Here is a 21,861-nt window from a genome sequence, read left to right on the forward strand (position 1 = left end):
TAAATAGTTGTACATATTTTCACTTCAATACTAATAACATAGTAATAGTTAGCGGAAGGAGTGAATAATAGGTGTCTGAAAACATTTTGAAACGAAGAGGCTTTTATATTCCTGCAGCCATAATTGCAATCATTCTAGGAATATACTATTTAACGAGATACGTTGATTTCTTAACATTACCTTTCTTATGTATCATTTTAATTATTGTTACGATATTAGAAGTTATGGAGACGAAACAAATAAAGTCAAAGGAAAATATATTAAAAATAGGGGCGGCGGGATTATTAGTTGGATTAGCTTTATGGTATCAAGTAACTGTTTTCATTATTTAGTTTTACAAAAGGCATTTAGGAGATTGAATCAACCAAATCTAACTCTAAAATAAAGAAATTCTTCATTCAATAAGTTATTACCGCCCGTTATATGTGGGATAAAAAAACGTCAAAGTTAGAATTTTTTATCTAGTTTTGACGTTATACAATACTCTATTATTGAAATATTTTCTCCCAAGTAGCTTTACCCGCTTTTCCATCAACGACGATACTTTCTTTTTGTTGAAAAGATTTTACTGCATTATTTGTATTGGTACCAAAAATACCATCTAATCCTTTTGGATCTTCTCCATTAATATAAAGCATCGCTTGAAGTATCCACGTAATATTTCCTTTAGCGCCACTTGCTACCGTTACCGTAGCAGCTTTTGTTTTCTGCCCCCACATACCATCAACGTTTAACTTTGCATTGAATTGTTTATTTAATTCTATTTGATATCCTTTGATTGCTGCTTTGATTGTTAACGGGCCAGCTATACCATCAATGGCTATACCTGTCTTATATTTACGATTTAATCCAGACTGAATATCCTGAATGATACTCTTATTATCATTATAGTTTTGTAAATATTTCGTAGGATCTAAACAATTATTCGCCCTATCTGAGGTCCACCCATATGGAGGTTGACTCTCCGCTTTTTTACGTACCTCATAATGCAAATGAGATCCAGTCGTCTTTCCTGTATCCCCTTGTTTTCCTATTACTTGCCCTTTCTTCACAAATTGACCACGCTGCACCGAAACACTATCCAGATGAGCATATAATTGACCCCGGTTATTTTTATCTTGAAGAAGTACTACATTTCCAAAACCACCCAAGCCAGTACCAGTTCTACCCAAACCAGCAAAAATAACTTTTCCTTCTGTAAATGCTTGAATACTTGCTTTATGGTATTTAACTAAGTCAATCCCTGTATGAAACGTAAATCCATCACCTGTCCAAACATCTCTTCTATATCCAAATGGGGATGTTATTCTGTAATCTTTAAATGGCATATAACTCTCCTCCTTTTCTACTATTTAATGAAAAAAGTGACTTGCCCGACCGGACTAGCCACCTAAATAATATGTCTATTTTTCTATTACATCATGATTTATCCAGTGAATACATCACCATTTGGGTATCGTATATTACCTTTAGCAGTTCTCGCCAAAGCAAAAGCTAAGGTAACTGGTCCAATTCTTCCTGCTAACATCAATATACATAGAAGTAGTTTTCCATTTTCGCTTAATTCACTAGTTAATCCCATAGATAATCCTACTGTACCAAATGCAGAAAACGCTTCAAAAATAATTTGAAGATAAGGACCATTTTCCGTTATTGATAATATAAATATCACGATGGTAACCATTAACAAACTGATTACTGTAATAGCTAAAGCCCGATGAACTACATGATTTGGTATCGAACGTTTGAATATTACAGCCTCTTTTTTCCCTCTTAGGTAAGCATGTACAGCTAAAACAATAACGATAAACGTAGTTAATTTAATACCGCTACCGGTAGAAGCACTCCCTGCACCAATAAACATAAGAAACATTGTTAAAGTTAAGGTACCGGGATTCATACTTCCTATATCCAGACTATTAAAGCCGGCAGTTCTAGGTGTAACCGCTTGAAAATAGGATGCCCATAATTTCTCATCCAAAGCTAAATTAGCCAATGTATCAAAGTTTGTATATTCAAGTAAAAAAATAACAATAGTAGCAAGAATATTAATTGATAATGTACTAATTATCATTAATTTTGTATGCAATGATAATTGATGAAATTTTCTTGTCTTGATCAGATCATAAATAACCGTAAAACCGATTCCTCCAACAATAAAAAGGAAAGTAATGATAATATTAACTACTGGATCCCCTACATATCCCATAAGACTATCAGGCCATAGCGAGAATCCAGCATTATTAAACGCAGAAACTGCATGAAACAAACTAGTAAACACACCAAATCCTGGCCCATATACCGGGACCCATCGAATGGATAACAAAATAGTTGCCATTAATTCCATAGAAAATGTAAAGATTAAAAGTGATTTAACGAGCCTTATTAATCCACCAAGAGTTGATTGATTAAATGTTTCCTGCACAAGTATTCTCTCACGCAATCCGATTTTCTTACCTAAGAGCAAGACTATCAATATCGCAAAAGTCATTAATCCTAGGCCACCTAGTTGTATAAGTACCATAATCACAATTTGACCAAACAGTGTAAATTCCGTACCTGTATCAAGTACCACTAATCCTGTCACAGTAGTCGCTGAGGTGGCTGTAAACAAAGCATCTATCACACTTATTGGTTCTGATGTTGCGATCGGCAAAGTTAATAAAAATGTACCTACAGTGATTACTACTATAAATCCTAAAGTTATAATTTGAGGAGGAGTAAGTGAAATCTTCCAAAAGATTGGAAATCGAGTCATCATCTATATCCCCTTTTCCTCAAATTTTCGTATAGATTGATTACTACCCATGGTTACTAGAATGGACCCTTCTGGAATAATATCATCAGGTAGCGGAGAGACATTGATTCCCTCCTCTGTTTTTATCGCTAGAATAGTCACGCCAAATTTTGCTCTTAAATCCAATTCTAATAGGCTTTTATTATGAATTTTCTTCGAGGCGACTAATTCCACAATACTGTATTCATTTGATAAATTTATATATTCAACAATTTTCTCTGAAGCCATGTTATGCGCTACTCTTAACCCCATATCTGATTCAGGATGTATAACTAAGTCTGCTCCGATTTTTGAAAGCACTTTTTGATGATGTATATTCTCGGCTTTAACCCATACTTTTTCTATTCCCAATTCTTTAAGAATTAAAGTTGTTAATACACTTGATTGAATATTATCTCCAATAGCTACAACTACATGATCAAAATTCGAGACTCCAAGACTATTTAGAGCTTCTTCATCCGTACTATCTACTTGAACGGAATGCATCGTGTACGGAATGTACTTCTTAACCTTTTCAATGTCTTTATCAATAGCTAGCACGTCACATCCTAAATGATAAAGTTCTTTGGCGATACTTCCTCCAAAGCTACCTAAGCCAATTACAACAAATTGTTTCTTCTTCCCACTAATTCTTTTTGGCATTTTCACCACTCCTTTGACAGTAAAAAAACCATTACAAAGAAATGGTCTATAAATAAGACCTTTTCTCCTTATGACGCTTACGAGGTTAGCTGTCGGATTAGGGACATAAAGGTATCCCATCTATAATCTAGATTCACCCCTAGACAAGTGTTACATTTGTCAAAAATGGTTCCCCCGCACTGAGCAATATATAAGCAACAGTTTCAGCGACTAAAAAGGCGTCATATTTGGTTTTAACAATGAATTTACGCCTGAATATAAATAAAGTCAATACACTCTTAAATAAACAGATAATTCGAAAAATTTTAAACGCACATACACTAAAATTATGAGAATTTAATACTGAGACGACTCAAGAGTATTAATACAAAATGATGCAATGATTACATGCGGAATTTTATTCACCAAATACTACATGTTCAGACATAAAAGACCGTTCATAATGTTTATGAACGGTTTTGCTTCATATTATTGTTTGATTAATAGTTCGATAGATATTGTTCACGTTGCCAAGGGTGTACAGTTGTATGGATTCTGTACCGCCCTATTATATAGTGTCATTGAGTATCAAAATATCGCTTATTTAAGGAATTCATGAACATAAATATTCTTACTCTTTTACAGGATTTAAAGTAAAGGTGGGTGTTGCATGGGTGGGTGAAATAAAATAGAGAGGGATTCCCCCCTCTTTATTTTATATTTTCTTCGTCTAAAGCACTATCTAAATTTTCGATGGCTTTCTCTATTCTTAGTTACAATAAAAAAGAGCCGATTCCTATAAGACTAGCTCAAAAAATATTTTTGATTTATTCTTTAAAGTCAATTTCTATTTCTAAAGCTTCTCCTACAGTATTACCTTCACTATCGACTGGAGCATCAATTATTAATGTTGCTTCTTCAATTTCTTCGGCAGTTGATTTTTCTAACTGGAAAATAAACATACGAAGTTGTGGCTCAAAATCAGCTACCTGTATCTGTGCATTTTTTAAAATTGCTATGTCTATTATACTACTCAATGATTGATCAGGTCGATCTATTACTTCACCAGTATCAGTGATCAAATGTATATTTTCATCATTACTAAAATTTAGTTTATCCAAGTCAACTTCTTCATCATTTACTTCAAATTTTAAATGAACACCTAAAAGTTCCATATCTTTATATTCTTCCTTATCATAATAAGATACTTTAGTACCCATGCTACCTTTTATTGTTTCCGCCGTTTCAAATTCTATTGTAATTGGACCAGTAGAATATATACCTATTTGTTCTGCTTTGTTGAATCTATAAAATTCACCTTGAGCATGCAAACCAAATTTATGATCTTTTATTAGTGAAGCACTTTCATTATTACTACATCCTGTTAGCATAACAAGCAGCAATGATAAAAAACTAAACATATGTACAACTTTCATGATAAAACCTCCATATCCTAATTGGAAATTTTATCATATCTCGTTTTGGTTTTATATACTACTCAAAAAAACCACTCTTATTTGAGTGGTTCACCAAAATTATATTTAAGCATCATGTCTTCAGCATATACTCATCTTTTGCATCTTTTTAATAGATACTTTTAACATTATATCCTTTCTCTCTAAGTTTACTTGGAATACTTGGGTCAATTACAGTATGTCCAGAACCGACTACTACAAAGTAGGTCTTTCCACTATCACTTTGTAGTATTTCATCTAGTTTGTTTACCATATTAATATTACGAGTTTCATTCATTTCTTTTTGATATTCATCATCAGCACGATTCAGATCATTCGTTACAATATTAATTAGCTCTTCCTTACTGCTACTATTACTACTGTGTACCCAGCTATACCCTAATTGATTAATCCAATCAGCTTGTTGTTTATATGTCTGTATCGTATGTTCTAACATTTTGACTTGCGTATCTAAATTGTAGCTACTAAAAACACTATATTGATCTTCTACTGTTTCTAATTCAATAATTTCTTTACCATCTTCTATGGCTCGTTTAAGGAAATATAAATCAACACCATACTCAGGCTTTAAATCGCTTTTCTCCCTGATAAATGCCCCTAGTATACTCTCTATATACCAAGGTTGGTATTTATTAAAGTTCTCTAGAGATATCTCCTGCGCTTCTAAAATATCTGTAAGTTTCTTTAAAGACTTCGGTGACAACACTTTATCCAAAGTCATACCTTCATTAAATAACGCCAATTTATTGATTTCTTCTGCATTGACTTCAGGTTCTACTACATTAATTTCAGGGAGTATTACATTTGCACTATCGTATGCCTCTTCAATTTCATTTGAAAGTGGATAGAAATTTTCATGTCCTACATGAATAATCCCCTGTACATACAGAGTTGACTCACCGTTCACTATCTTCCATAGCAATCCACCATTTCCATCATAATCATACGTCATTTTGTCACCATCCCCATTGGTAATCTTCAAACCTTATAATATCCTTAATAACTTCATTATCAACGTAGTGCAATTAATCAGTAAAGTCAAATAAATCGACGTGTAAAAACTAGGCATATTCTTATATCATATTATTTTGTTACCTTCTGTTAGGAGAGGATTTTGCAAAAAAGTTGCGTAAAAAATGAGTTACCCTTATTCGAGTGGCTCACCAAAATTATATATAGGTATCATTTCTTCCACAAAGACTTTATTGTTTTATCTGATAAGTTATAATTATAATATAGATAGGTTTGAATAAAATGCCTACAATAAATTTTACCCGATGAGGAAATATCAATGATTGCTAAAGAAGTATCCAAACAGTTATTACCTAAAATACAAAAGTAACTAAAAAAAGAACAAACGCTACCATCTTTAATGACAAGAACGCAATTCATGGAATTCACAGGAATTAGCGGCACGAAATGTAATGAACTGTTTAACAGAGAGGGTTTTCCCCTAACAAGAGAGTTAGGGCATCCAAAAGTTAAAACAGATACTTTTCTTAAATGGCTAGATGATTCAATGATATGATTAATGATTAATTAGAGGTATTCAAATGGACATCACACTAAATCTTTACACTTATGAGGATAATAAATAGAGGGGGTATATAGTAATGGAAGGTTCGTGGATTGTTATTGCAATTGCGGTTGCAGTAGCACTGGGTTTATTTGATTCTAAGAAACAGAAAAAAGACGATGGTGATTAAATGAATGATCTTGTACTAAAATACATATGCATGCCATTAGCAATTAACACTTTAAAACATAATGAAAAATTATACGACTAAAACAAATTCAAGATTGTACCACCTTATTTAGATTTGCATGAATCACTTATTAAAGCTATTGAGATGGATTTTTATGAATTAAAACGTGAGGTTATACAAGATCATCAATTAAACATTAGAAAGCAATCAACTGGTAAATATGTGGTTAATGGTGAAAACATGATTGATATTGAACATAAGGAAATACCGTTAGAACCGAGGTATACACCACCAGGTGTAGATAGTGAGGATAATAGATAAAATTTCCAATCAAATGCTAGTTAAATCTACACATTTTATATTAAAAAGTTTTAATTTATTGGTATATATTTCCTTTTTTGTAAAATTATGTGTTACTACTCTGTGCAATATGTTAGAGTGTAATTTGCTTCGGAATTTTAGACTTTTTATGAAAAGAGACATTTTGAAAGTAAGTGGTTTTAAAGTCTGTTAGTCTTTATGTCTATGACTTTATTGATGACTTCTCTACCAATTTCTACATTGGCAAGATCAAAATGATGATAAAGAAGTCGAAGAACTAGCTAATGATTTAGAGTTCGTTTTCGAAGAAGCAACTATTTATGATTCTAATGATGAAACTATTGGTTTTGATTTCGACAAACTAGAAGGAAGGTTTGGGGATAGTGAAGATTTTAGCCAATTAGAAGAAATAATAGATAGCGAGAATTTATCTTCAGATAATGGAGAAATTATTCTTTTGGCTTGTTGGAAATCTTGTATGGTTGATGCTTTGAAAGATCATTTTGGAATTGCAATTGTTGAAGCGGCAATAACTGGAGGCCTTTGGGCAGCTCTCGGAAAAAAAAGCTTGGAAGCAAGCAGCTAAAATTCTTTTAGCAATTGGTTTACGAGGAAATGTTTTAAGTTTGTCAGCAACTATATCATATTATTCTTTTAAATGTATTTAGATAAATAAAAATACGATTAGATAGGTAATAATTATGAACTCTAACTTCAAGATATACTTTATTGGATTCTTTTTAGTCTTTCCAATTATGTTTAGTTTGGTCTCTATAATATGGAAAACCTTTGTAAGCGGGAATCCATTTCAAACAACTTTAATTGACAATTTGGGGATTCTTGGTGTGTATTACTTTATCATAAGTATCGGTTTCGCATTATATTTTAAAAAACTTTAAAATATGGTTTACTTAGAAAAATGACTTCACAATATATATGGACATTGAGATTGGAAGAGCTTTTTCTCTTTCGTAGAATGCAGCCACTTCAACTCTAATTTTTTCTAAGCTTATTAATGAGACACCTGAAACATTAAATTTTTTTACTTCCTGTGTTGAACTCAACTTTTTATTTATCTCATCTTCTAATTCCTCTAATTCTGTCATAATTCCCTCCCTCTACATTCTTTTATCGGATTATGAGAAGGGATTATTTACCCATAATAATAACGCTTATTGCCCTCAAATATAAAAACACCACAACCCTATGCTGTGGTGTCCATGGGGAGTATCGGCTCCCCATGATAACTAGCTATCTTGATTTGTGCGAACAAATTTCAATTATTTCATTTGGGATTTGACGGATCAACAGTGTTAATATCATTTTTGAATACTAGCTCTGTTTGTGCGCTATGCGGTGCTCCCGTTGCTTGTTTTACAGCGTTGTCTAATGCATTAAATGGCAACTGAGTCTTACCTTCTAAGAGGTTGCTGATGCTATCAGCTGCTAAATTGAGTTTGGATTGATGTCTTTTTGAAAGTCCAGGAGTTCCAAAAGTGAGATTCATGTCAATAATCTCACCTTTCCAATTCTTTGTAATAGACTTATTTACAATCCTTCTGATGTGTATTCCCACATTTCAAATAAATTAGAAACAAAAAATACCTCCCAATTTGAAAAATACATGGAAGGTATTTTAAAATAATTATTTTCTTGGGTGTTTCGTGGGTGCGAAGATAAATTTTAAATGCACACCCACCAAATCAATCCTTCAAAATCTTATTCTATCAACCTTAATAGTTCGATAGATATTGTTCGCGTTCCCAAGGGTGTACAGTTGTACGGAACATATTTTTATTAGTCATAATTCATCAAAACGTTGAAATAATAGAGTTTTTATACTAGGATATTTATAATAAGTCATGATAAGTCAAGATTAATCATCTTCCAGTGGTCAAAAAGTGGTCATTATGGTGGTCAAATGTTAATTTAATACCTTTACGTATATTTTATTTATCCAGCATTGATTACGAACAGTTTCATGATCAATACAATCAAATAAAAACATCATTTTATCTAATGCTAATTCAAGTATACATGTTCTAGTATTATCTCTTATATGTCTTAATTCTCCCAGAAGCTTAGATGCAATTCTAACCCATAGGTATCTTGACCATTGTATATTTTTACTTCCCCTTCTTCATCCTCCTTGGCCAATTTAAATTTTCCTCCAACAATTCCGGTAGCAATTTTAATCTTATACTGGCTTCGTAGCTCCTTAATTTTCGAACAAAGCTCCTTAGGAATATAGCCCACAAAATGTTTTTCATCCTCATCATCTAAAACTAGAACTTTTATTGCGTTCATATCAAACTCATTGTCTGGCTCATCTTCAAATATACAAGTGAAAAATCCTGAATTACTGTGTTGATATACTTTCTCGCCATAATAGTCTTCTTTTATTTCCTTAGCTTTCAAACCATCGTATGGCTCAAAATCAAATCCCACTTCTTTTTTGTACTTATTGAATAATTTCACTAATCTCTTTTGCCTGTCGTCTACTGAAATTCCACGAACTCTAAAGTTCAGACGTTCCACAGCTTCGTCCTTCCTTTGATTTGAAGCAATGCTTACCGGAATTGCTTCATAGGTTTGGCTTTCTTTCGAAGTTTCTGCACTTTCATCTACTTTTTTGAAAATCGAGGTTAAAAATTTTAACATTTCAAATCTCTCCCATCTATTTAAAAGGAATCTTTTATTAGAGTTCAATTAACAAGCTTTGCTTGCACTAATTGTTTATCTTGATCAGTAACACTTAGCAGTTTTTCAGTTATGTGATCAAATAATAATATTGCCTTCAATGAGGTAGTTTCTTTGTTGTAACTTGTCGATGCACCATGAAGAATTGCATGTCTACTTAAATCTGATTGTATTTCCTGTCCATGTTTAAATTTAACTAAAAGATTTTTATCATAGTAACGGTATATTTCATCGTCAAAACTCCAGACTTCATTACTTTCATCAGACCTTAATAAGTTCTCCAAAATTATTTCTATAACTTTACCATTAACAATTCCTTTTATTTCGTATGAATCTACTAAAACTCCTTCAAACTGAGATACTATAGTAGGAACTGATACTCCATACATGCCTAAATTATGTGCCATTAGCACGTTTCTTAATATTGACAATCGACTCTTAAGCATAGGGTTCCTTTCCCATGAACTACCTATATTTAAAATTTCCTTACTGTCATAGTAGCTGCGCATATAGTGATCAATGTTTTCAGCAGTTAGTTCAGCATCATTTTGATATTCTGCAACTATTCTTCTAATTTCTCTTATATCCATTCCTATATGAGGAGGATATCCTAAGTTTAATATAATCACTTTAAATACTTGCAAATCTTTTTCTGATTCGATTAGACCCCTTTTTAGATTTTCTATAGTATCTATCAATTGATTATAGTCAATTTCTGGGAAACTCATTTTTGAAATTGTTTGAGTAATATCAATAAAAATATCATTAGTTTTCTGAACCATGGGAATTATAGTGGAAGCTGTTTCAGCCAAGCTTTTTTGCGTCGTATTTACTAATTCAATCAACTGAAAGATAGTATTTCTATCCATACATACACCTCTTTCTTCAATAAAAAGATTATTTTATTTCTTTTGCATCTCCCAAGCTTAAGTCGTATTCTTTCAATAAGAGATTAAAGAGATGTTCGCATGGTTCTTTCCCACCACAGTATTCAGGTGAAAGAGAAACAGTGGTTAATTTCCAATCTTGCATGTTCTTCATTTCATTCAACTGAAGTTCTATCTTTTGATCATGCAATAATATTGGATCTTCATTACCTTTTATATTATTTAAGTTAAAAAAGTCTAAATCAATATCAACTATTAAGTCCTTCTCATCATCTTCGGCAAACCAAGACATTCGCTTTTCCTTCATATAATGATTCCAAGTATAAGCGCGTTCTGTATATAAAGCTTCTTCGCTTGTAATCCCTACATTGTCGTCACTTACCATGTAACATTTATCGACTAATCCAACAAAACGTGCAGCCTTTATAAAGTCAAATATCTTTAGATTTGATGCGACATTTAACGCTTCACTTTCTTCTTTGATTTCCACATCCAAAATATCATAATTAGGGTCAACAAAATCTAAATGCGAATCAATATGAAGTAAAGAAGCTTCAGATTTTATTAAATTTCTTAATCTCGCTATTTCCCATGCAGCGAAAGCCCAGTGGTGATCTCTAGATACAAAAATATTCTTATCTGGGAAATAAATTTTAAAATTATTATCAAAAATATCCATTATGCCTCTCCCGTCTCTAATAATATTTACTCTTTAATCTATCAACTATAAATTCTAAATACTGAACTCTGGCCTTATTAGAAATAATTAATTCATCATAATCATTATAAGTCTTTTCAAATTCTGTAGTACCAATGCTATAGAAGTGCTCATAACCTTCTAAATCTGTTGCAGTTAGTATAACTTCTTCTATAAATTTTTCGAATTCATTATAATCCTCTTTGAAATCTATTTTTAAATCTGAATTCATAACTAACGACTTAATGGTTGCTAACTTTAGATTATTATCGCCAATACCGTCTTCAGATTTAATAGTAATTTCTAAGTCATTATTATCTTTCCTATATTCCCCTGCTACTAGCTTCATCTAATCATTCCTTCAACTGGTTTTCTATATTTTACCATAGTTCTATAATCCTATAAAACTGTTATTGGCATCATGTGGTTAGACCAAAGAAACAATAATTAGCAGTTTTTACAACCTAAATAACACACTGGTAAACATCATTTTTTAATGTAATTTTATCCATTAAAAAAGAAACGTATATTTTATACGTTTCTTAATATCTTTCCTATATTTTCTCAATGCTTTCATCTTCGGTAAGCTCAGGTTCATTTTCTATAAATGTAATAAGTTCATCTAATATTTCATCTTTCCTATATTTTTTCATTTTGCTATCGTATTCTTTAAGAGTCATATGATTATTAGAAAAATCCATTATATCTCTTTCTCCTATACGAATTAAATAGCTATAAGTAACTATGTCAGCTCTTGTACTATTATGGTGCAATTGCTTTGCACTTGCTATACGACGATTTCTCAAGTCTATTTCTTCTTGCTTTTGTCGTTGTAGTCTTTTTCTTTTTTCTTCTTCAATATTCTTTTTTGTTTCGTAATAATCTTCTAAGTTATTATAATAACTCTGTCCTAGTTTTTCTTGCATTTCTTTTATTAAATCAAACGCATTTTGAGGTTCTAAAAATGATTTATGGAAACATCTTTTCTTCCACTCTAGACTAGGCATTATTTCATCAAGATACCATAATTCAATATCTGTTTTTAAATACGCCTCATATCCAAGGAATCCAAATTTAGAAGAAGTTTCTTTTGCAATTAATGTATGCAAGATAGTATGTTCCATTAAATCACAATAAACCAGCCTGTCACTTCTTTGGGTTTCAAAGGGAATATTATACCTCTTCACAAAACTCTGATCAGATATTTTTAACCATTTGATTTCATCTATATGATGACAGTGTAAGCCTTCGTTTGTTCTTGTTGTTTTACCTTTTGTAATGTTTTTTATTTCTCCATTCATAAATCGTTGGTATGAAGATTCCCTAAAATAATCATCTTTTGCAGCACCGTATTTATTAAGTAAAAAGCTAACTACTTCATCATAAGTTTTAGTTAATAATTCCAAGTACTCTTTATAGTTACTCAATAATAATCCCTCTTATCCTTAGCTTCCCTTACTCTCCCAATTATCAAAGAACCTAAGGCTTAAGCCAACAATTAAGTATATATTCTGTTATTTTTTTATCAGCAAATAATGGCCATAATAAAACTATGCCAGTTGCAATTAAAAACAATTGGAAAATGATCATTAATGCAACCCTTCAAATTATATAGTTTGCATTACGTTATTTCTACAGATTGTGTAGAAAACCACTACTTTCCATGCTGCACTACTTCATACTCATGCTCATTAAGAGGCTTTTTGCTTATATAAACCTTCCATTCACCTTCAATCATTTTTACATCCATAGGCTCCTTAACAGTATATTCTGACTCAAAGTTTTTAATGGTAGTAAAGGCATAATGATCTTTATCAATCATTTCTGATTTTATTATCATATAATTAGCTACAGGATTTTCTTCCATATCCTGTTTATAAAATAACACAGCTTCATTAGAATCTTTAAAGCGCTCATCAATTACACTTCGAGAAAATCCATATGCATCTTGCTTACTCAATTTAGTAAGAGCATCATCTAATACTTCGTCAGGACTATGGTTTTTATCATTGTTCATTATAAAAACAAATAAACCCACAACTAAAACACCACACATCATGGCAATTATTTTCTTTTTCAATTCCTTCATCCCTGCCTTTTTATCTTTATTATAGCATGCTACATTAAAATAACGGTCAAATTAATGACCGTTATTTTAATTAATAATTATACCCTCCACTGCCCTGTGCGAAGCCTATGAATTCAAGAGTATATGAAGAAGGGCTCCTTGTACTTAATGAATAAGAGACTGAATAATTTTTCTTATTACCATTTATCAACTTATTCCCTATGGTTGTGTTACCCGTCGAAGTACGACCAAATACTTTATACCTTACACCACCGCCATCAAACATATGTTGTTCTCTAATATTAAGTCTAAGACCTGTAGTTGGTGGTTTTCTTTCAAACTCACTTGACCTAACGCTCGACTTCATATTATACGTAAAGGTTCTCCATGTGGTAGACATTGGAGCTATTCCATCTCCATCTCCTTGACCACTCTCATTGTACAGCCCTGTTGATTCTTGATTTTTGTAATAGTCATCATTCGTCTCTTTGACAACATTATATTCATCCATTTCTAGGGGTGTATCGGAAATTAAGATTTTCCAGTTGTCGTCTTTCTCTTTTACAGTAATAGGATATATGACTTGTTCTTCTGATTTATATATGTGTAGAACATCAAACGAATACGTTTTATCATCAATCTTTTCTGATTTTGTAATACGATAGTCAACTATTGGATTATTAGCAACTTCAAGATTGTACAACTCTAGTGCTTCTTGTTCATTATATCTTTCATCTATAATCTGATTATAGTAACCTAGAGTATTGCCATTAATCAAATCATCAAAAGCATTTGTTAATGATTTCTTTGCGTTTTCGACTGGCGTTAATTCGTCTGCGAGTACAGTGTCAGTAGATAATATAAGTACAGCTAAAGTGAAAATAATTAATCTTATTACTTTCAATATGTTTCCCACCTTTATAATTTTATTGGGTCTACATCACTACCCTCCTTATAACAACAAGGACAATTATATCATTAAGTTCAGAAAAAGGGACAAAAACGATTGGAATTATACAAAAATAATGAAAAATAACCCTTTTTTTATAACTTATGATTTCATTTTAAAGTTTTTATTACTGATTTTTAACCTCTTTTTAGGCTTCGTTTGACTTCAAACAACAAAAAAGAGACATCTGAATAAATGTCTCCGTTATCTAAAAGCTATTTCACTGACTACTTTCACTGTAAGATACTAGCCTTATCCTACTACAAATACCCAAAGGATAAATATCACACACCAAATTAATGCAATTATTGTAGCAATTATCAACCCATTAGGGACTATTTTATCAGAAAAATAAAATAGTGTGGAGTAATATTGAATAAAAGAGCAATTTTATCTGATTAAAAAAGGCTTTACGGAGCCTAAATTTTTCTTATCGGATTATATAGAATTTATATCATCTAGTTCAGTAAAAGCTTAGTCTGAGAAGATAAAATGTGTTGAATAATGCCAACCGGGATTTTTATACCTCCCAAGAGTTTGTTTAGGTATTCTCTACCATAATATTTATGAATTGTGTTATAATTTAGTATATTAATAGAATGTAATGGAGGGGGGGATTTTTTTGTTCGAAGTCAATTCAACCATAGAAGCAACATGTCAGAGTTGGTCAAAACCTGCAAGTGAAACAGAAGAAGTTAAATGTGATAATGCAGTTAGAATGATAAAAGATGCCTTGAGGATGTCAAATAGTTTAGATTCATTCGAAATAGATTTCATTCCTAAAGGGTCATATCACAACAACACTAATGTCAGATTGAATAGCGATGTGGACGTTGCGGTTGTACTTAGAAATCCTTTCTTTGCTGATTACCCATCAGGTAAAGGTAAAGATGAGTTTGGACATGTTGAATCAGATTATAAATTCTGTACGTATCGTGAAGATGTTTATCAAGCATTATCCGCAAAATTTGGTTATGAAAATGTAGAACTTGGAAATAAATCTATAAAAATTCGTTCCAATTCACATCGTGTAGATGCTGATGCTGTACCTTGCTTGGAACATAGACGGTATGATTCAAATGGTAATTTTATTACAGGTACTGCATTTATCCCTAAAGACAATTCTAACATTGTAGAAAACTATCCTGTTCAACACTACGAAAATGGAAAAAACAAAAATGTAGCTACTTCAAAAAGATATAAAAAGGTAGTTAGAATAATAAAAAGAATTCGATATAGCATGGCTCAAGTGAAGGATGAGCATACCAATATTTCTTCTTTTTTAATAGAATGTTTAATTTGGAATGTGCCTAATAATTACTTTGGCCATAATCTGCTTGCAGATGATGTTTTAGCTTGTTTTAACTATTTAATTGACAATACCGCTAAACATGAACAATGTAAAGATTGGGGCGAAGTATCTGACTTGTTGTATTTATTCCATTCAGGACGAAAGTACACAGTATATGAAACGAGAAAATTCTTAATAGATGCTAAAAATTATATGTTTAGTTAAACTCCCTTATTTAAGGGAGTTTTTAGTCTTCCTTTTAAATTCCACATAGCCAGAAGTGTTCCTCCCTGTCCAATAATGGCCTTCTAGTATTAACTCTCCGTCATGTTTTATTCTTAATCGAGTTGCTCCATCATGTTTGGGGTTCATTTCTCTATTTTGATCCACTTCATTTCCATATAAATAGCAGAGGAATTTTTGACTACCTTTTACATCAATGCCTGCTACATAACTGTTACTATATGATTGGTTAGTTTCTAAATTAACATTGATACTATCAAAATTATGTTCGATTTTCATTTTAGCATGTATTGGTGGCACTTTCTCTCCTGTATCAGGATAAATAAAATCAGATTTTAAAACCCCTTCCCAATCTCCTCCTAAGAAAGGAATATTTGTAATTTTGGCTTTATAAAACAGATGTGGACACCATTTCCAAAATACAAATTTGAGTAAGAACATATCAATAATTAATGTTATACCTGCTGCAGAAAATACATTAGCAAATAATGAAATCTCTAGTTCTCCACCTTGTATATAAAAAATAATTAAGAATATGAGTATACCCAGTATTATTAAGTAACGATAGTATAGCTTTTCATTATACATAAATAGATCTCCTTTCCATGCTGTTTTATAAAAAAAGATACAGTTCTCTTCCATTCTTTGGTTACTATTATAACTTACCGGCAGAATTATGGTTACTTTATAATAGAAATTGTTCATTTAACTATGTTGATTAATTATTTCTCTCTGTTTTAGTCCCTTATCTGCCAATACTCCTCTACAATAAGGCTGAAAAAGATTTTTATGAGTTAAAGCATCATTTAATCATTAGAAAACGATCCACAGGTAAGTATGTGGTTGATGGTGAATTTATGGAGTTTACTTCTGAAGAATTAAGAGAAGGAACAAAACGAGTTATTCAGTCTTATATGTACGGCGAGAATATGGTTAAACTAGAAAATGAAGAATATCCGTGGAGTGATACCACTTACCATCCACCAGATGTGGATGGTGAGGATAATAGATAAAAAAATAAACCCCACCATAGGCAGGGCTCTATTCCTGAAGTACTTTTTCAATACTTGGGTATATTGTACTATTATCTATTAATTAAGTCAATAAAATGTTAGAATATTATTACACTTATTAAGGAGGAATATATTTGAGTAATAATAAAGTTGTATTAGATGTTGAAAGCTTATACTCGTTTGAATTAGCTGATATTAGGAATAGGTTGACGCAAATGGAGAACGGAAGGATTTCTGAAATAACTCATGCAGGGTATGATGGTAGTCTTGCAACTAACGTTGTTAAGTTACGTGAGGATTTTGAAAAGTTGATTTCAGATATAAAATACGGCCGAACTACTTCGCACGATCAATTGGATGATCTTTTTTAGTAAAGCCCCCACTAGGAGGGCTTTTTGTTTTAAAATCGTCTGTTTACTTCTGCTCTAACTTTTTCATATTGGGACTGGCTAATCCCTAACGATTCCCTACGGTTAGCATGACCGGAACCATGTTTACCTTGAATAACTTCGGTTGCCATTTGACTTATAGACTTACCGCTTGATTTAGTACCACCAGATGCACGCTTATTAACCTCAGCACGTACATTATTATAATCTGATTGACTGATGCCCAATGACTTACGTCTATTATCATGTCCGTTACCATGCTTGTCATCGACTACCTCTTGAGCCATCTGTGATATAGATTTACTGGATTTTTTAGGTGTAGATGTTTTTACACCCGCTCTACGATTTACCTCGGCACGAACTTTTTCGTATTCGGATTTGCTAATACCTAGTGAACTTCTTCGTTTATCATGTCCTTGTACATGTTTTCCTGCGATTACTTCATCAGCCATTTGAGATATAGATTTACTCTTTGATGTACTAGACTTAACTTTTTGTTTTGGTGCAGCAACCTTTTTTGGCTTTTCTGTAGCTTTCTGACCAAAGTATCGAACAATAGCATTCGCCTGAACTTTGGCGATTTCTTTTACATATTCATCTTGCTTACTTCCAAAAATCAGTTCAAAATCATCATTTTTTCCTGGTTCATCATTAGTCATAAAGCCATTTTCTGTTAATACTGCAGGCATATTGGTTTCCCTACAGATGTGAAGATTTGTCCAACTACCTCTTTGACTTGCATGCAGACCGTTTCCGTGGGTGGAATAACCAGCCTTTTTGACTTCTTCAACATACAGTTCTGCCATTCTCTTACCTTCTTCAGAAGTGTGCCAATAAAAAACACACCTTCCGTCTGCCTCTTCATCATTGTTGGCATTAGCATGAATACTAAATACCAGATCCACTTTCTTGGCATTGTAGTAATTGGTACGTTGAGTTAAACCAATCTCTGGAGAAAAAGGTTTCTGATACATAACTGTATCAACGCCCTTTGCTTTTAGAAGCTTATCCAATTCTATTGCTACTTTCGAGTTAAAGTCGTGCTCTTGATAGCCTTTGCCGTCAACATACACCCCTTTACTTGGTGGAAAGGTATTGCTTCCATGTCCTATATCAATTGCTACTGTTGGCATTTAAACCACTCTTTAATATTTTTAGGCATTAAAAAAACACCCTATGGGTGCTTATAGATACTTGTTATCGTCTCTTGGGTTTGAATAATTTAATGCTCGTTTACTGTCTCCTAACCCTTTTGTGGTAAGGTCAGTAATAACCCCACCTGTAATAAGAACATACAGAATTGCATCGACATATTTCTCATACGTACCCATTTCCAACCAACCAACGTCAGTTACCACTAATCCAATAAGGGCAAATATAGCCACCCAGAAACTTTTCTTTTGGAATCGTACTTTCCAGTTAATTTTCATTTTGCCCACTCCTTTTAGTTGTAAATTCTTCTTTAATCTCGCTAGTTATTTCAGTTTTATCTTGCTCTTGAATAGTTTTTAACCTTTTTTCAAGTCCTCCTGGAACAGTAACTCCTACTGCTGCTAAATTCTCTAAAATTGACAATCCTTCATTTGCCAAATAAAAAAGAACGGTTGCATATGTTACTGCTCCGTTCAATCCAAGTATCTGATCTACCACATTTGCTAATATGATGACCACTAATATTAATATTTTCCTAGCGTACCCGAATAGTGATTTCCTGCTCCACAAATTACGGTTCTTAGCTGCCTAAACACACCTGTTAAAATGTCTGATGCCATTAGAAGCAACAATAGGTGTAAAAACTTCACATCACCAAATAGGTACATTCGAGCTGCTTCTAAGTGTTCCAAATTAACACCCCCCATTTCATTTTCATCTCCTTCATTAATTTATTTCCCCCCTGTATCTTGGCATTAAAAAAGAGCGTCTATAAAATGACACTCTTTAATTCTAATCTTCATTGTCCTTTAACAATCCTTCGATTTTTGCAACTCTCAACGTTATTTTTGATTTCTCTAAATCTCTTTTATACATTGCATCACTAAATTCTTTTTCCTTTAAAGACTTATTATGATTTGGTAATTTTAAAAACGAACCTGCGTTAGCTATCACTTCTAATGCAACTGTTCCTAAGGTCCAATATAAAACATATTCTGGAATCAATAATCCTACTTGTTTTAACCCTTCCTCGCTAGGTTCTTCGACTTTTAGTAATTGTGCTACTCCCTCTGGTCCAATTAGATTTGAATACAGCATAAAAAACAATACTATATAAGCCATCATTTTTAATCCACTAAACAATCTTTGAATATTTTCATTCATTACCTTACACCCCTACTTCCTATATCGGAATATGGAAGAGGATTATTAACATCACAAAAACGTTATGCGTAGCCAGACATAGGCACCGACTAGTCCAGCAATTGTTAGTAGAGTTCCTTTTATACTCTCGTTTATCGGAATTACCTTACTTAGTAATTTCATAACTATTCCTATCATCACCATAAAGACAGCTATGATTATACCAAGATAAACTAACTGTAATGCCATCCCATTTAATGGATTATTATCAACTTCAAACAATTAAATCCCTCCTGTAATCATATATCGGAATATAAGAAGAGATTCTTTATTGCTTATTCAGTTGCTTCTTCTTCCTCTGGTTTCTGTGCTTCAGCAACTAAATGAGCCATTTCTTTTAATCTATCAATGGATTCATTTCCACTATATTCTTCTGAAGTTAAATCAAAATTCCCGTTCATAGTAACACTTCTATCTTCATTACGGGCAGAATATACAACTTGCACACCAGAAACTTCACCACTGGGTAATCTCTGTTACCTTCTGTTCATATACTTCTTTATTTACTGCAGTATTATCGGTATAATCTTTCGCGTTGTCCTCTGCCTCTTTCGATTGATCAGAAGCATCTTGTTTTGCATTATCTTCAACTATTTTGTCCTTCTCATCTGCATAGTGTTTGGAATTATCTTCTGCTTCATCAGCCTTGTTCTTTGCATCCTCTTTGGCTATTTCATCATAGAAGGTATCTTGATCATCTTTATGACGTTTCGCTTCTTGCTCTGCCTGGTAAGATTTTTCGTCTGCCCATTGTTTGGATTCTTGCAAGTTTTCAAGAGCCTGTTCAATACGCTTACGTTCTTCTTCAGATATTCGCTCATCTGCAAAGTCGATGGCTTCTTTCATTTTCTCCACTGATATTTTGGCAGGAAGTTCTTGTTTATCTACACCTAACAGTTCATTGAACTTGTCATTAATCTTTTTAATTAATGTTGGTTGTGCTTCACCAAAGACGGCTTCCAAAACAAAACCGTTCGCTTCATGAATCTCTTTAAATTCGGTTATTGGTGCATCCATGGTGATATTCCAACGCTTATTAAATACCTCTACCTTATTGCCAAGACGAAAATCAGTTTCATACTCAAATGGTGTACGCATGGTAAAACGACCACTATTATCATTGATGGTAGGCGTTAATATCTGCGCTTCAAGATAAAATGTTGTTTCAAATTCTCGCATCTTTTGTTGTCCACGATCTATGAGAAGTTGTTCAATTTCTTCTTCCGTTAATTCTTCTTCATCTTCTCCACTATCCTCACCAATATCCCTAGCATCAATAAAAGTCTCATGAAGTTCAAACCCTTTTGAATCACCAACTTTTACAATCGTTCTTTCTACCCCTTCGCCTTCATTGTTCCATATTTTAAGAATTTAAAGTTAAAAGATTTGACGCATAACCGCCATCAAAAATTTATTAACCATTTGAGTGAGCAAGGTTATATCAGTAGGACAATAGAACTAGTTCATAGAACCCTATCAAGCGCAATGAGGTTTGCGGAAAATCCACTTGGAAAAATTTCAAAAAATCCTTGTGTTGGTGCGGTAATACCTAAAAGACAATCAAGGAAGAAAAAAGGAGAATTAAAATATATAGAATCGGATCAAATCGCAACTTTCCTGAAAGTGGCTAGACAGGATAATTACAATCATTGGATATTCTTTAAAACTTTAATATTTACTGGTATGAGGAAAGGTGAGGCAGCTGCATTAAAATGGAAAGATGTAGATTTTGACAAAAAAACAATTAGTATTAATAAATCCTTAGATTTTCAACCTCTGGAAGAAGCCGATTTATTTGGAGATACCAAAACATATGAAAGCGAAAGAAACATTAAAATATCGGACGAGTTAATTGAAGAATTAAAAACGCACAAGCAATATATTAACCAAAATAGAGCAATATTTGAAGATGGGTATTTAAAAGATTTGAATTTAGTTTTTTGCAGACAGGACGGAAGTCCATTACCCAAATCTACCCTATTTAATGCTTTCAATAGAATATTAAAGAATGCAGAGATAGAAAAACTCCCGATTCACTCAACAAGGCATACTCATGCTGTCTTGTTATTAGAATCAGGAGCTAGTATGAAATTCATTCAAAAAAGATTAGGTCATAAAACAATGGCCGTCACCAGTGACACTTATTCTCATATCTCTGATAAGTTAGAAAACGAAGCAATGGACAACTTTACTAACTATATGGAGAAAATGACAACAAAAACTGATAAGAATTAATTTTTTTTGGAAAAGTCAGTGGTCAAAAAGTGGTCAATCAGCTATTTACTGATAATATTTAAAAACTGACCACTGACAATTCCACTCATAACCCTTTATAAATCAAGGTTTTTC

General features: G+C 32.5%; 28 protein-coding genes, 1 pseudogene and 1 riboswitch. Of the genes and pseudogenes, 7 read left to right on the forward strand and 22 right to left on the reverse strand.

Annotated features, from left to right (window positions below; translation table 11 throughout):
• The first annotated feature begins 71 nt into the window (after positions 1-71).
• Complete coding sequence (locus ABC346_RS14220; protein ID WP_413235468.1) at positions 72-332, forward strand: hypothetical protein; 261 nt, start codon at positions 72-74, stop codon at positions 330-332.
• Between the two features lie 156 nt (positions 333-488).
• On the opposite strand, the gene ABC346_RS14225 is transcribed toward ABC346_RS14220, so the two are convergent.
• The 5 genes from ABC346_RS14225 to ABC346_RS14245 form a co-directional block, all read right to left on the reverse strand.
• Complete coding sequence (locus tag ABC346_RS14225) at positions 489-1,328, reverse strand: peptidoglycan DD-metalloendopeptidase family protein (protein ID WP_413235469.1); 840 nt, start codon at positions 1,326-1,328, stop codon at positions 489-491.
• 98 nt (positions 1,329-1,426) lie between these two features.
• Positions 1,427-2,761 (reverse strand): TrkH family potassium uptake protein, encoded by a 1,335-nt coding sequence (locus ABC346_RS14230; protein ID WP_413235470.1) that lies wholly within the window; start codon positions 2,759-2,761, stop codon positions 1,427-1,429.
• Entirely contained in the window at positions 2,762-3,439 is a 678-nt protein-coding gene (locus tag ABC346_RS14235) for a potassium channel family protein (protein ID WP_413235471.1), read from the reverse strand.
• A gap of 59 nt (positions 3,440-3,498) precedes the next feature.
• Positions 3,499-3,658, reverse strand: a riboswitch (cyclic di-AMP (ydaO/yuaA leader).
• 587 nt (positions 3,659-4,245) lie between these two features.
• Positions 4,246-4,854 carry a hypothetical protein gene (locus ABC346_RS14240; protein ID WP_413235472.1) on the reverse strand — a complete coding sequence of 203 codons (609 nt, stop codon included), beginning with the start codon at positions 4,852-4,854 and terminating at the stop codon, positions 4,246-4,248.
• Between the two features lie 148 nt (positions 4,855-5,002).
• On the reverse strand, positions 5,003-5,875 hold the full coding sequence (locus ABC346_RS14245; protein WP_413235473.1) for a TraB/GumN family protein: 873 nt from the start codon (positions 5,873-5,875) through the stop codon (positions 5,003-5,005).
• A gap of 868 nt (positions 5,876-6,743) precedes the next feature.
• On the opposite strand from ABC346_RS14245, the gene ABC346_RS14250 reads away from it, so the two are divergent.
• Both ABC346_RS14250 and ABC346_RS14255 read left to right on the forward strand, forming a co-directional pair.
• Positions 6,744-6,920 carry a hypothetical protein gene (locus ABC346_RS14250; protein ID WP_413235474.1) on the forward strand — a complete coding sequence of 59 codons (177 nt, stop codon included), beginning with the start codon at positions 6,744-6,746 and terminating at the stop codon, positions 6,918-6,920.
• Positions 6,921-7,377: 457 nt separating this feature from the next.
• Positions 7,378-7,506: a hypothetical protein gene (locus tag ABC346_RS14255; protein WP_413235475.1), complete on the forward strand. Its 129-nt coding sequence runs from the start codon at positions 7,378-7,380 to the stop codon at positions 7,504-7,506.
• A gap of 325 nt (positions 7,507-7,831) precedes the next feature.
• On the opposite strand, the gene ABC346_RS14260 is transcribed toward ABC346_RS14255, so the two are convergent.
• The 9 genes from ABC346_RS14260 to ABC346_RS14300 form a co-directional block, all read right to left on the reverse strand.
• Positions 7,832-8,026 (reverse strand): hypothetical protein, encoded by a 195-nt coding sequence (locus ABC346_RS14260; RefSeq protein ID WP_413235476.1) that lies wholly within the window; start codon positions 8,024-8,026, stop codon positions 7,832-7,834.
• Between the two features lie 179 nt (positions 8,027-8,205).
• Positions 8,206-8,427 (reverse strand): hypothetical protein, encoded by a 222-nt coding sequence (locus tag ABC346_RS14265; protein WP_413235477.1) that lies wholly within the window; start codon positions 8,425-8,427, stop codon positions 8,206-8,208.
• Between the two features lie 557 nt (positions 8,428-8,984).
• The gene (locus ABC346_RS14270; protein ID WP_413235478.1) at positions 8,985-9,581 is read right to left on the reverse strand and encodes an HIRAN domain-containing protein; all 597 of its coding nucleotides are present in this window, start codon (positions 9,579-9,581) and stop codon (positions 8,985-8,987) included.
• A 44-nt stretch (positions 9,582-9,625) separates the two neighbouring features.
• Positions 9,626-10,489 carry a hypothetical protein gene (locus tag ABC346_RS14275; RefSeq protein ID WP_413235479.1) on the reverse strand — a complete coding sequence of 288 codons (864 nt, stop codon included), beginning with the start codon at positions 10,487-10,489 and terminating at the stop codon, positions 9,626-9,628.
• Between the two features lie 28 nt (positions 10,490-10,517).
• Positions 10,518-11,186, reverse strand: coding sequence for a peptide arginase family protein (locus ABC346_RS14280; RefSeq protein ID WP_413235480.1), 669 nt, complete (start codon positions 11,184-11,186; stop codon positions 10,518-10,520).
• A 16-nt stretch (positions 11,187-11,202) separates the two neighbouring features.
• Positions 11,203-11,553, reverse strand: a complete 351-nt coding sequence (locus ABC346_RS14285; RefSeq protein ID WP_413235481.1) for a hypothetical protein — start codon at positions 11,551-11,553, stop codon at positions 11,203-11,205.
• A 205-nt stretch (positions 11,554-11,758) separates the two neighbouring features.
• Positions 11,759-12,631, reverse strand: coding sequence for an SAV1803-related protein (locus tag ABC346_RS14290; RefSeq protein ID WP_413235482.1), 873 nt, complete (start codon positions 12,629-12,631; stop codon positions 11,759-11,761).
• Positions 12,632-12,858: 227 nt separating this feature from the next.
• A complete protein-coding gene (locus ABC346_RS14295) occupies positions 12,859-13,284 on the reverse strand; it encodes a hypothetical protein (protein WP_413235483.1) in 426 nt (141 codons plus the stop codon).
• A 79-nt stretch (positions 13,285-13,363) separates the two neighbouring features.
• Positions 13,364-14,176 (reverse strand): hypothetical protein, encoded by an 813-nt coding sequence (locus ABC346_RS14300; protein WP_413235484.1) that lies wholly within the window; start codon positions 14,174-14,176, stop codon positions 13,364-13,366.
• Between the two features lie 667 nt (positions 14,177-14,843).
• On the opposite strand from ABC346_RS14300, the gene ABC346_RS14305 reads away from it, so the two are divergent.
• Entirely contained in the window at positions 14,844-15,737 is an 894-nt protein-coding gene (locus ABC346_RS14305) for a nucleotidyltransferase domain-containing protein (RefSeq protein WP_413235485.1), read from the forward strand.
• Between the two features lie 6 nt (positions 15,738-15,743).
• On the opposite strand, the gene ABC346_RS14310 is transcribed toward ABC346_RS14305, so the two are convergent.
• On the reverse strand, positions 15,744-16,343 hold the full coding sequence (locus ABC346_RS14310; RefSeq protein WP_413235486.1) for a Cap15 family cyclic dinucleotide receptor domain-containing protein: 600 nt from the start codon (positions 16,341-16,343) through the stop codon (positions 15,744-15,746).
• A 269-nt stretch (positions 16,344-16,612) separates the two neighbouring features.
• Here ABC346_RS14310 and ABC346_RS14315 point away from each other — a divergent pair, with 269 nt between their 5' ends.
• Positions 16,613-16,768 carry a hypothetical protein gene (locus ABC346_RS14315; protein ID WP_413235487.1) on the forward strand — a complete coding sequence of 52 codons (156 nt, stop codon included), beginning with the start codon at positions 16,613-16,615 and terminating at the stop codon, positions 16,766-16,768.
• A gap of 134 nt (positions 16,769-16,902) precedes the next feature.
• A complete protein-coding gene (locus ABC346_RS14320) occupies positions 16,903-17,139 on the forward strand; it encodes a hypothetical protein (protein WP_413235488.1) in 237 nt (78 codons plus the stop codon).
• A gap of 29 nt (positions 17,140-17,168) precedes the next feature.
• On the opposite strand, the gene ABC346_RS14325 is transcribed toward ABC346_RS14320, so the two are convergent.
• From ABC346_RS14325 to ABC346_RS14355, 7 genes and pseudogenes are all read right to left on the reverse strand, one after another.
• Positions 17,169-18,290, reverse strand: coding sequence for an N-acetylmuramoyl-L-alanine amidase (locus ABC346_RS14325; protein WP_413235489.1), 1,122 nt, complete (start codon positions 18,288-18,290; stop codon positions 17,169-17,171).
• Positions 18,291-18,341: 51 nt separating this feature from the next.
• Positions 18,342-18,587, reverse strand: coding sequence for a phage holin (locus ABC346_RS14330; protein ID WP_413235490.1), 246 nt, complete (start codon positions 18,585-18,587; stop codon positions 18,342-18,344).
• Positions 18,577-19,016, reverse strand: a pseudogene (locus ABC346_RS14335) (phage holin family protein). The gene ABC346_RS14330 and the pseudogene ABC346_RS14335 overlap by 11 nt, the downstream one beginning before the upstream one ends.
• Positions 19,017-19,101: 85 nt before the next feature.
• On the reverse strand, positions 19,102-19,473 hold the full coding sequence (locus ABC346_RS14340) for a hypothetical protein (RefSeq protein WP_413235491.1): 372 nt from the start codon (positions 19,471-19,473) through the stop codon (positions 19,102-19,104).
• A 51-nt stretch (positions 19,474-19,524) separates the two neighbouring features.
• The gene (locus ABC346_RS14345) at positions 19,525-19,734 is read right to left on the reverse strand and encodes a hypothetical protein (RefSeq protein WP_413235492.1); all 210 of its coding nucleotides are present in this window, start codon (positions 19,732-19,734) and stop codon (positions 19,525-19,527) included.
• Positions 19,735-19,787: 53 nt separating this feature from the next.
• Positions 19,788-19,958 carry a hypothetical protein gene (locus ABC346_RS14350; protein ID WP_413235493.1) on the reverse strand — a complete coding sequence of 57 codons (171 nt, stop codon included), beginning with the start codon at positions 19,956-19,958 and terminating at the stop codon, positions 19,788-19,790.
• Positions 19,959-19,968: 10 nt separating this feature from the next.
• Positions 19,969-20,883, reverse strand: a complete 915-nt coding sequence (locus ABC346_RS14355) for a Gp37-like protein (RefSeq protein ID WP_413236560.1) — start codon at positions 20,881-20,883, stop codon at positions 19,969-19,971.
• On the opposite strand from ABC346_RS14355, the gene ABC346_RS14360 reads away from it, so the two are divergent.
• A complete protein-coding gene (locus ABC346_RS14360; protein WP_413236561.1) occupies positions 20,863-21,747 on the forward strand; it encodes a tyrosine-type recombinase/integrase in 885 nt (294 codons plus the stop codon). The genes ABC346_RS14355 and ABC346_RS14360 overlap by 21 nt on opposite strands.
• The last annotated feature ends 114 nt before the right edge of the window (positions 21,748-21,861 follow it).

This window comes from Oceanobacillus phoenicis (assembly GCF_047238145.1).
GTDB lineage: Bacteria > Bacillota > Bacilli > Bacillales > Amphibacillaceae > Oceanobacillus.

Bases quoted from the DNA above. Each gene is read 5' to 3' on its own strand.
- ABC346_RS14310 (WP_413235486.1), bottom strand. From the start codon at position 16,343: ATGTATAATGAAAAGCTATACTATCGTTACTTAATAATACTGGGTATA.
- ABC346_RS14230 (WP_413235470.1), bottom strand. From the start codon at position 2,761: ATGATGACTCGATTTCCAATCTTTTGGAAGATTTCACTTACTCCTCCT.
- ABC346_RS14275 (WP_413235479.1), bottom strand. From the start codon at position 10,489: ATGGATAGAAATACTATCTTTCAGTTGATTGAATTAGTAAATACGACG.
- ABC346_RS14325 (WP_413235489.1), bottom strand. From the start codon at position 18,290: ATGCCAACAGTAGCAATTGATATAGGACATGGAAGCAATACCTTTCCA.
- ABC346_RS14270 (WP_413235478.1), bottom strand. From the start codon at position 9,581: ATGTTAAAATTTTTAACCTCGATTTTCAAAAAAGTAGATGAAAGTGCA.
- ABC346_RS14225 (WP_413235469.1), bottom strand. From the start codon at position 1,328: ATGCCATTTAAAGATTACAGAATAACATCCCCATTTGGATATAGAAGA.
- ABC346_RS14260 (WP_413235476.1), bottom strand. From the start codon at position 8,026: ATGACAGAATTAGAGGAATTAGAAGATGAGATAAATAAAAAGTTGAGT.
- ABC346_RS14250 (WP_413235474.1), top strand. From the start codon at position 6,744: ATGGATTTTTATGAATTAAAACGTGAGGTTATACAAGATCATCAATTA.
- ABC346_RS14235 (WP_413235471.1), bottom strand. From the start codon at position 3,439: ATGCCAAAAAGAATTAGTGGGAAGAAGAAACAATTTGTTGTAATTGGC.
- ABC346_RS14280 (WP_413235480.1), bottom strand. From the start codon at position 11,186: ATGGATATTTTTGATAATAATTTTAAAATTTATTTCCCAGATAAGAAT.
- ABC346_RS14340 (WP_413235491.1), bottom strand. From the start codon at position 19,473: ATGAATGAAAATATTCAAAGATTGTTTAGTGGATTAAAAATGATGGCT.
- ABC346_RS14265 (WP_413235477.1), bottom strand. From the start codon at position 8,427: ATGAATCTCACTTTTGGAACTCCTGGACTTTCAAAAAGACATCAATCC.
- ABC346_RS14330 (WP_413235490.1), bottom strand. From the start codon at position 18,587: ATGAAAATTAACTGGAAAGTACGATTCCAAAAGAAAAGTTTCTGGGTG.
- ABC346_RS14285 (WP_413235481.1), bottom strand. From the start codon at position 11,553: ATGAAGCTAGTAGCAGGGGAATATAGGAAAGATAATAATGACTTAGAA.
- ABC346_RS14315 (WP_413235487.1), top strand. From the start codon at position 16,613: ATGGAGTTTACTTCTGAAGAATTAAGAGAAGGAACAAAACGAGTTATT.
- ABC346_RS14240 (WP_413235472.1), bottom strand. From the start codon at position 4,854: ATGAAAGTTGTACATATGTTTAGTTTTTTATCATTGCTGCTTGTTATG.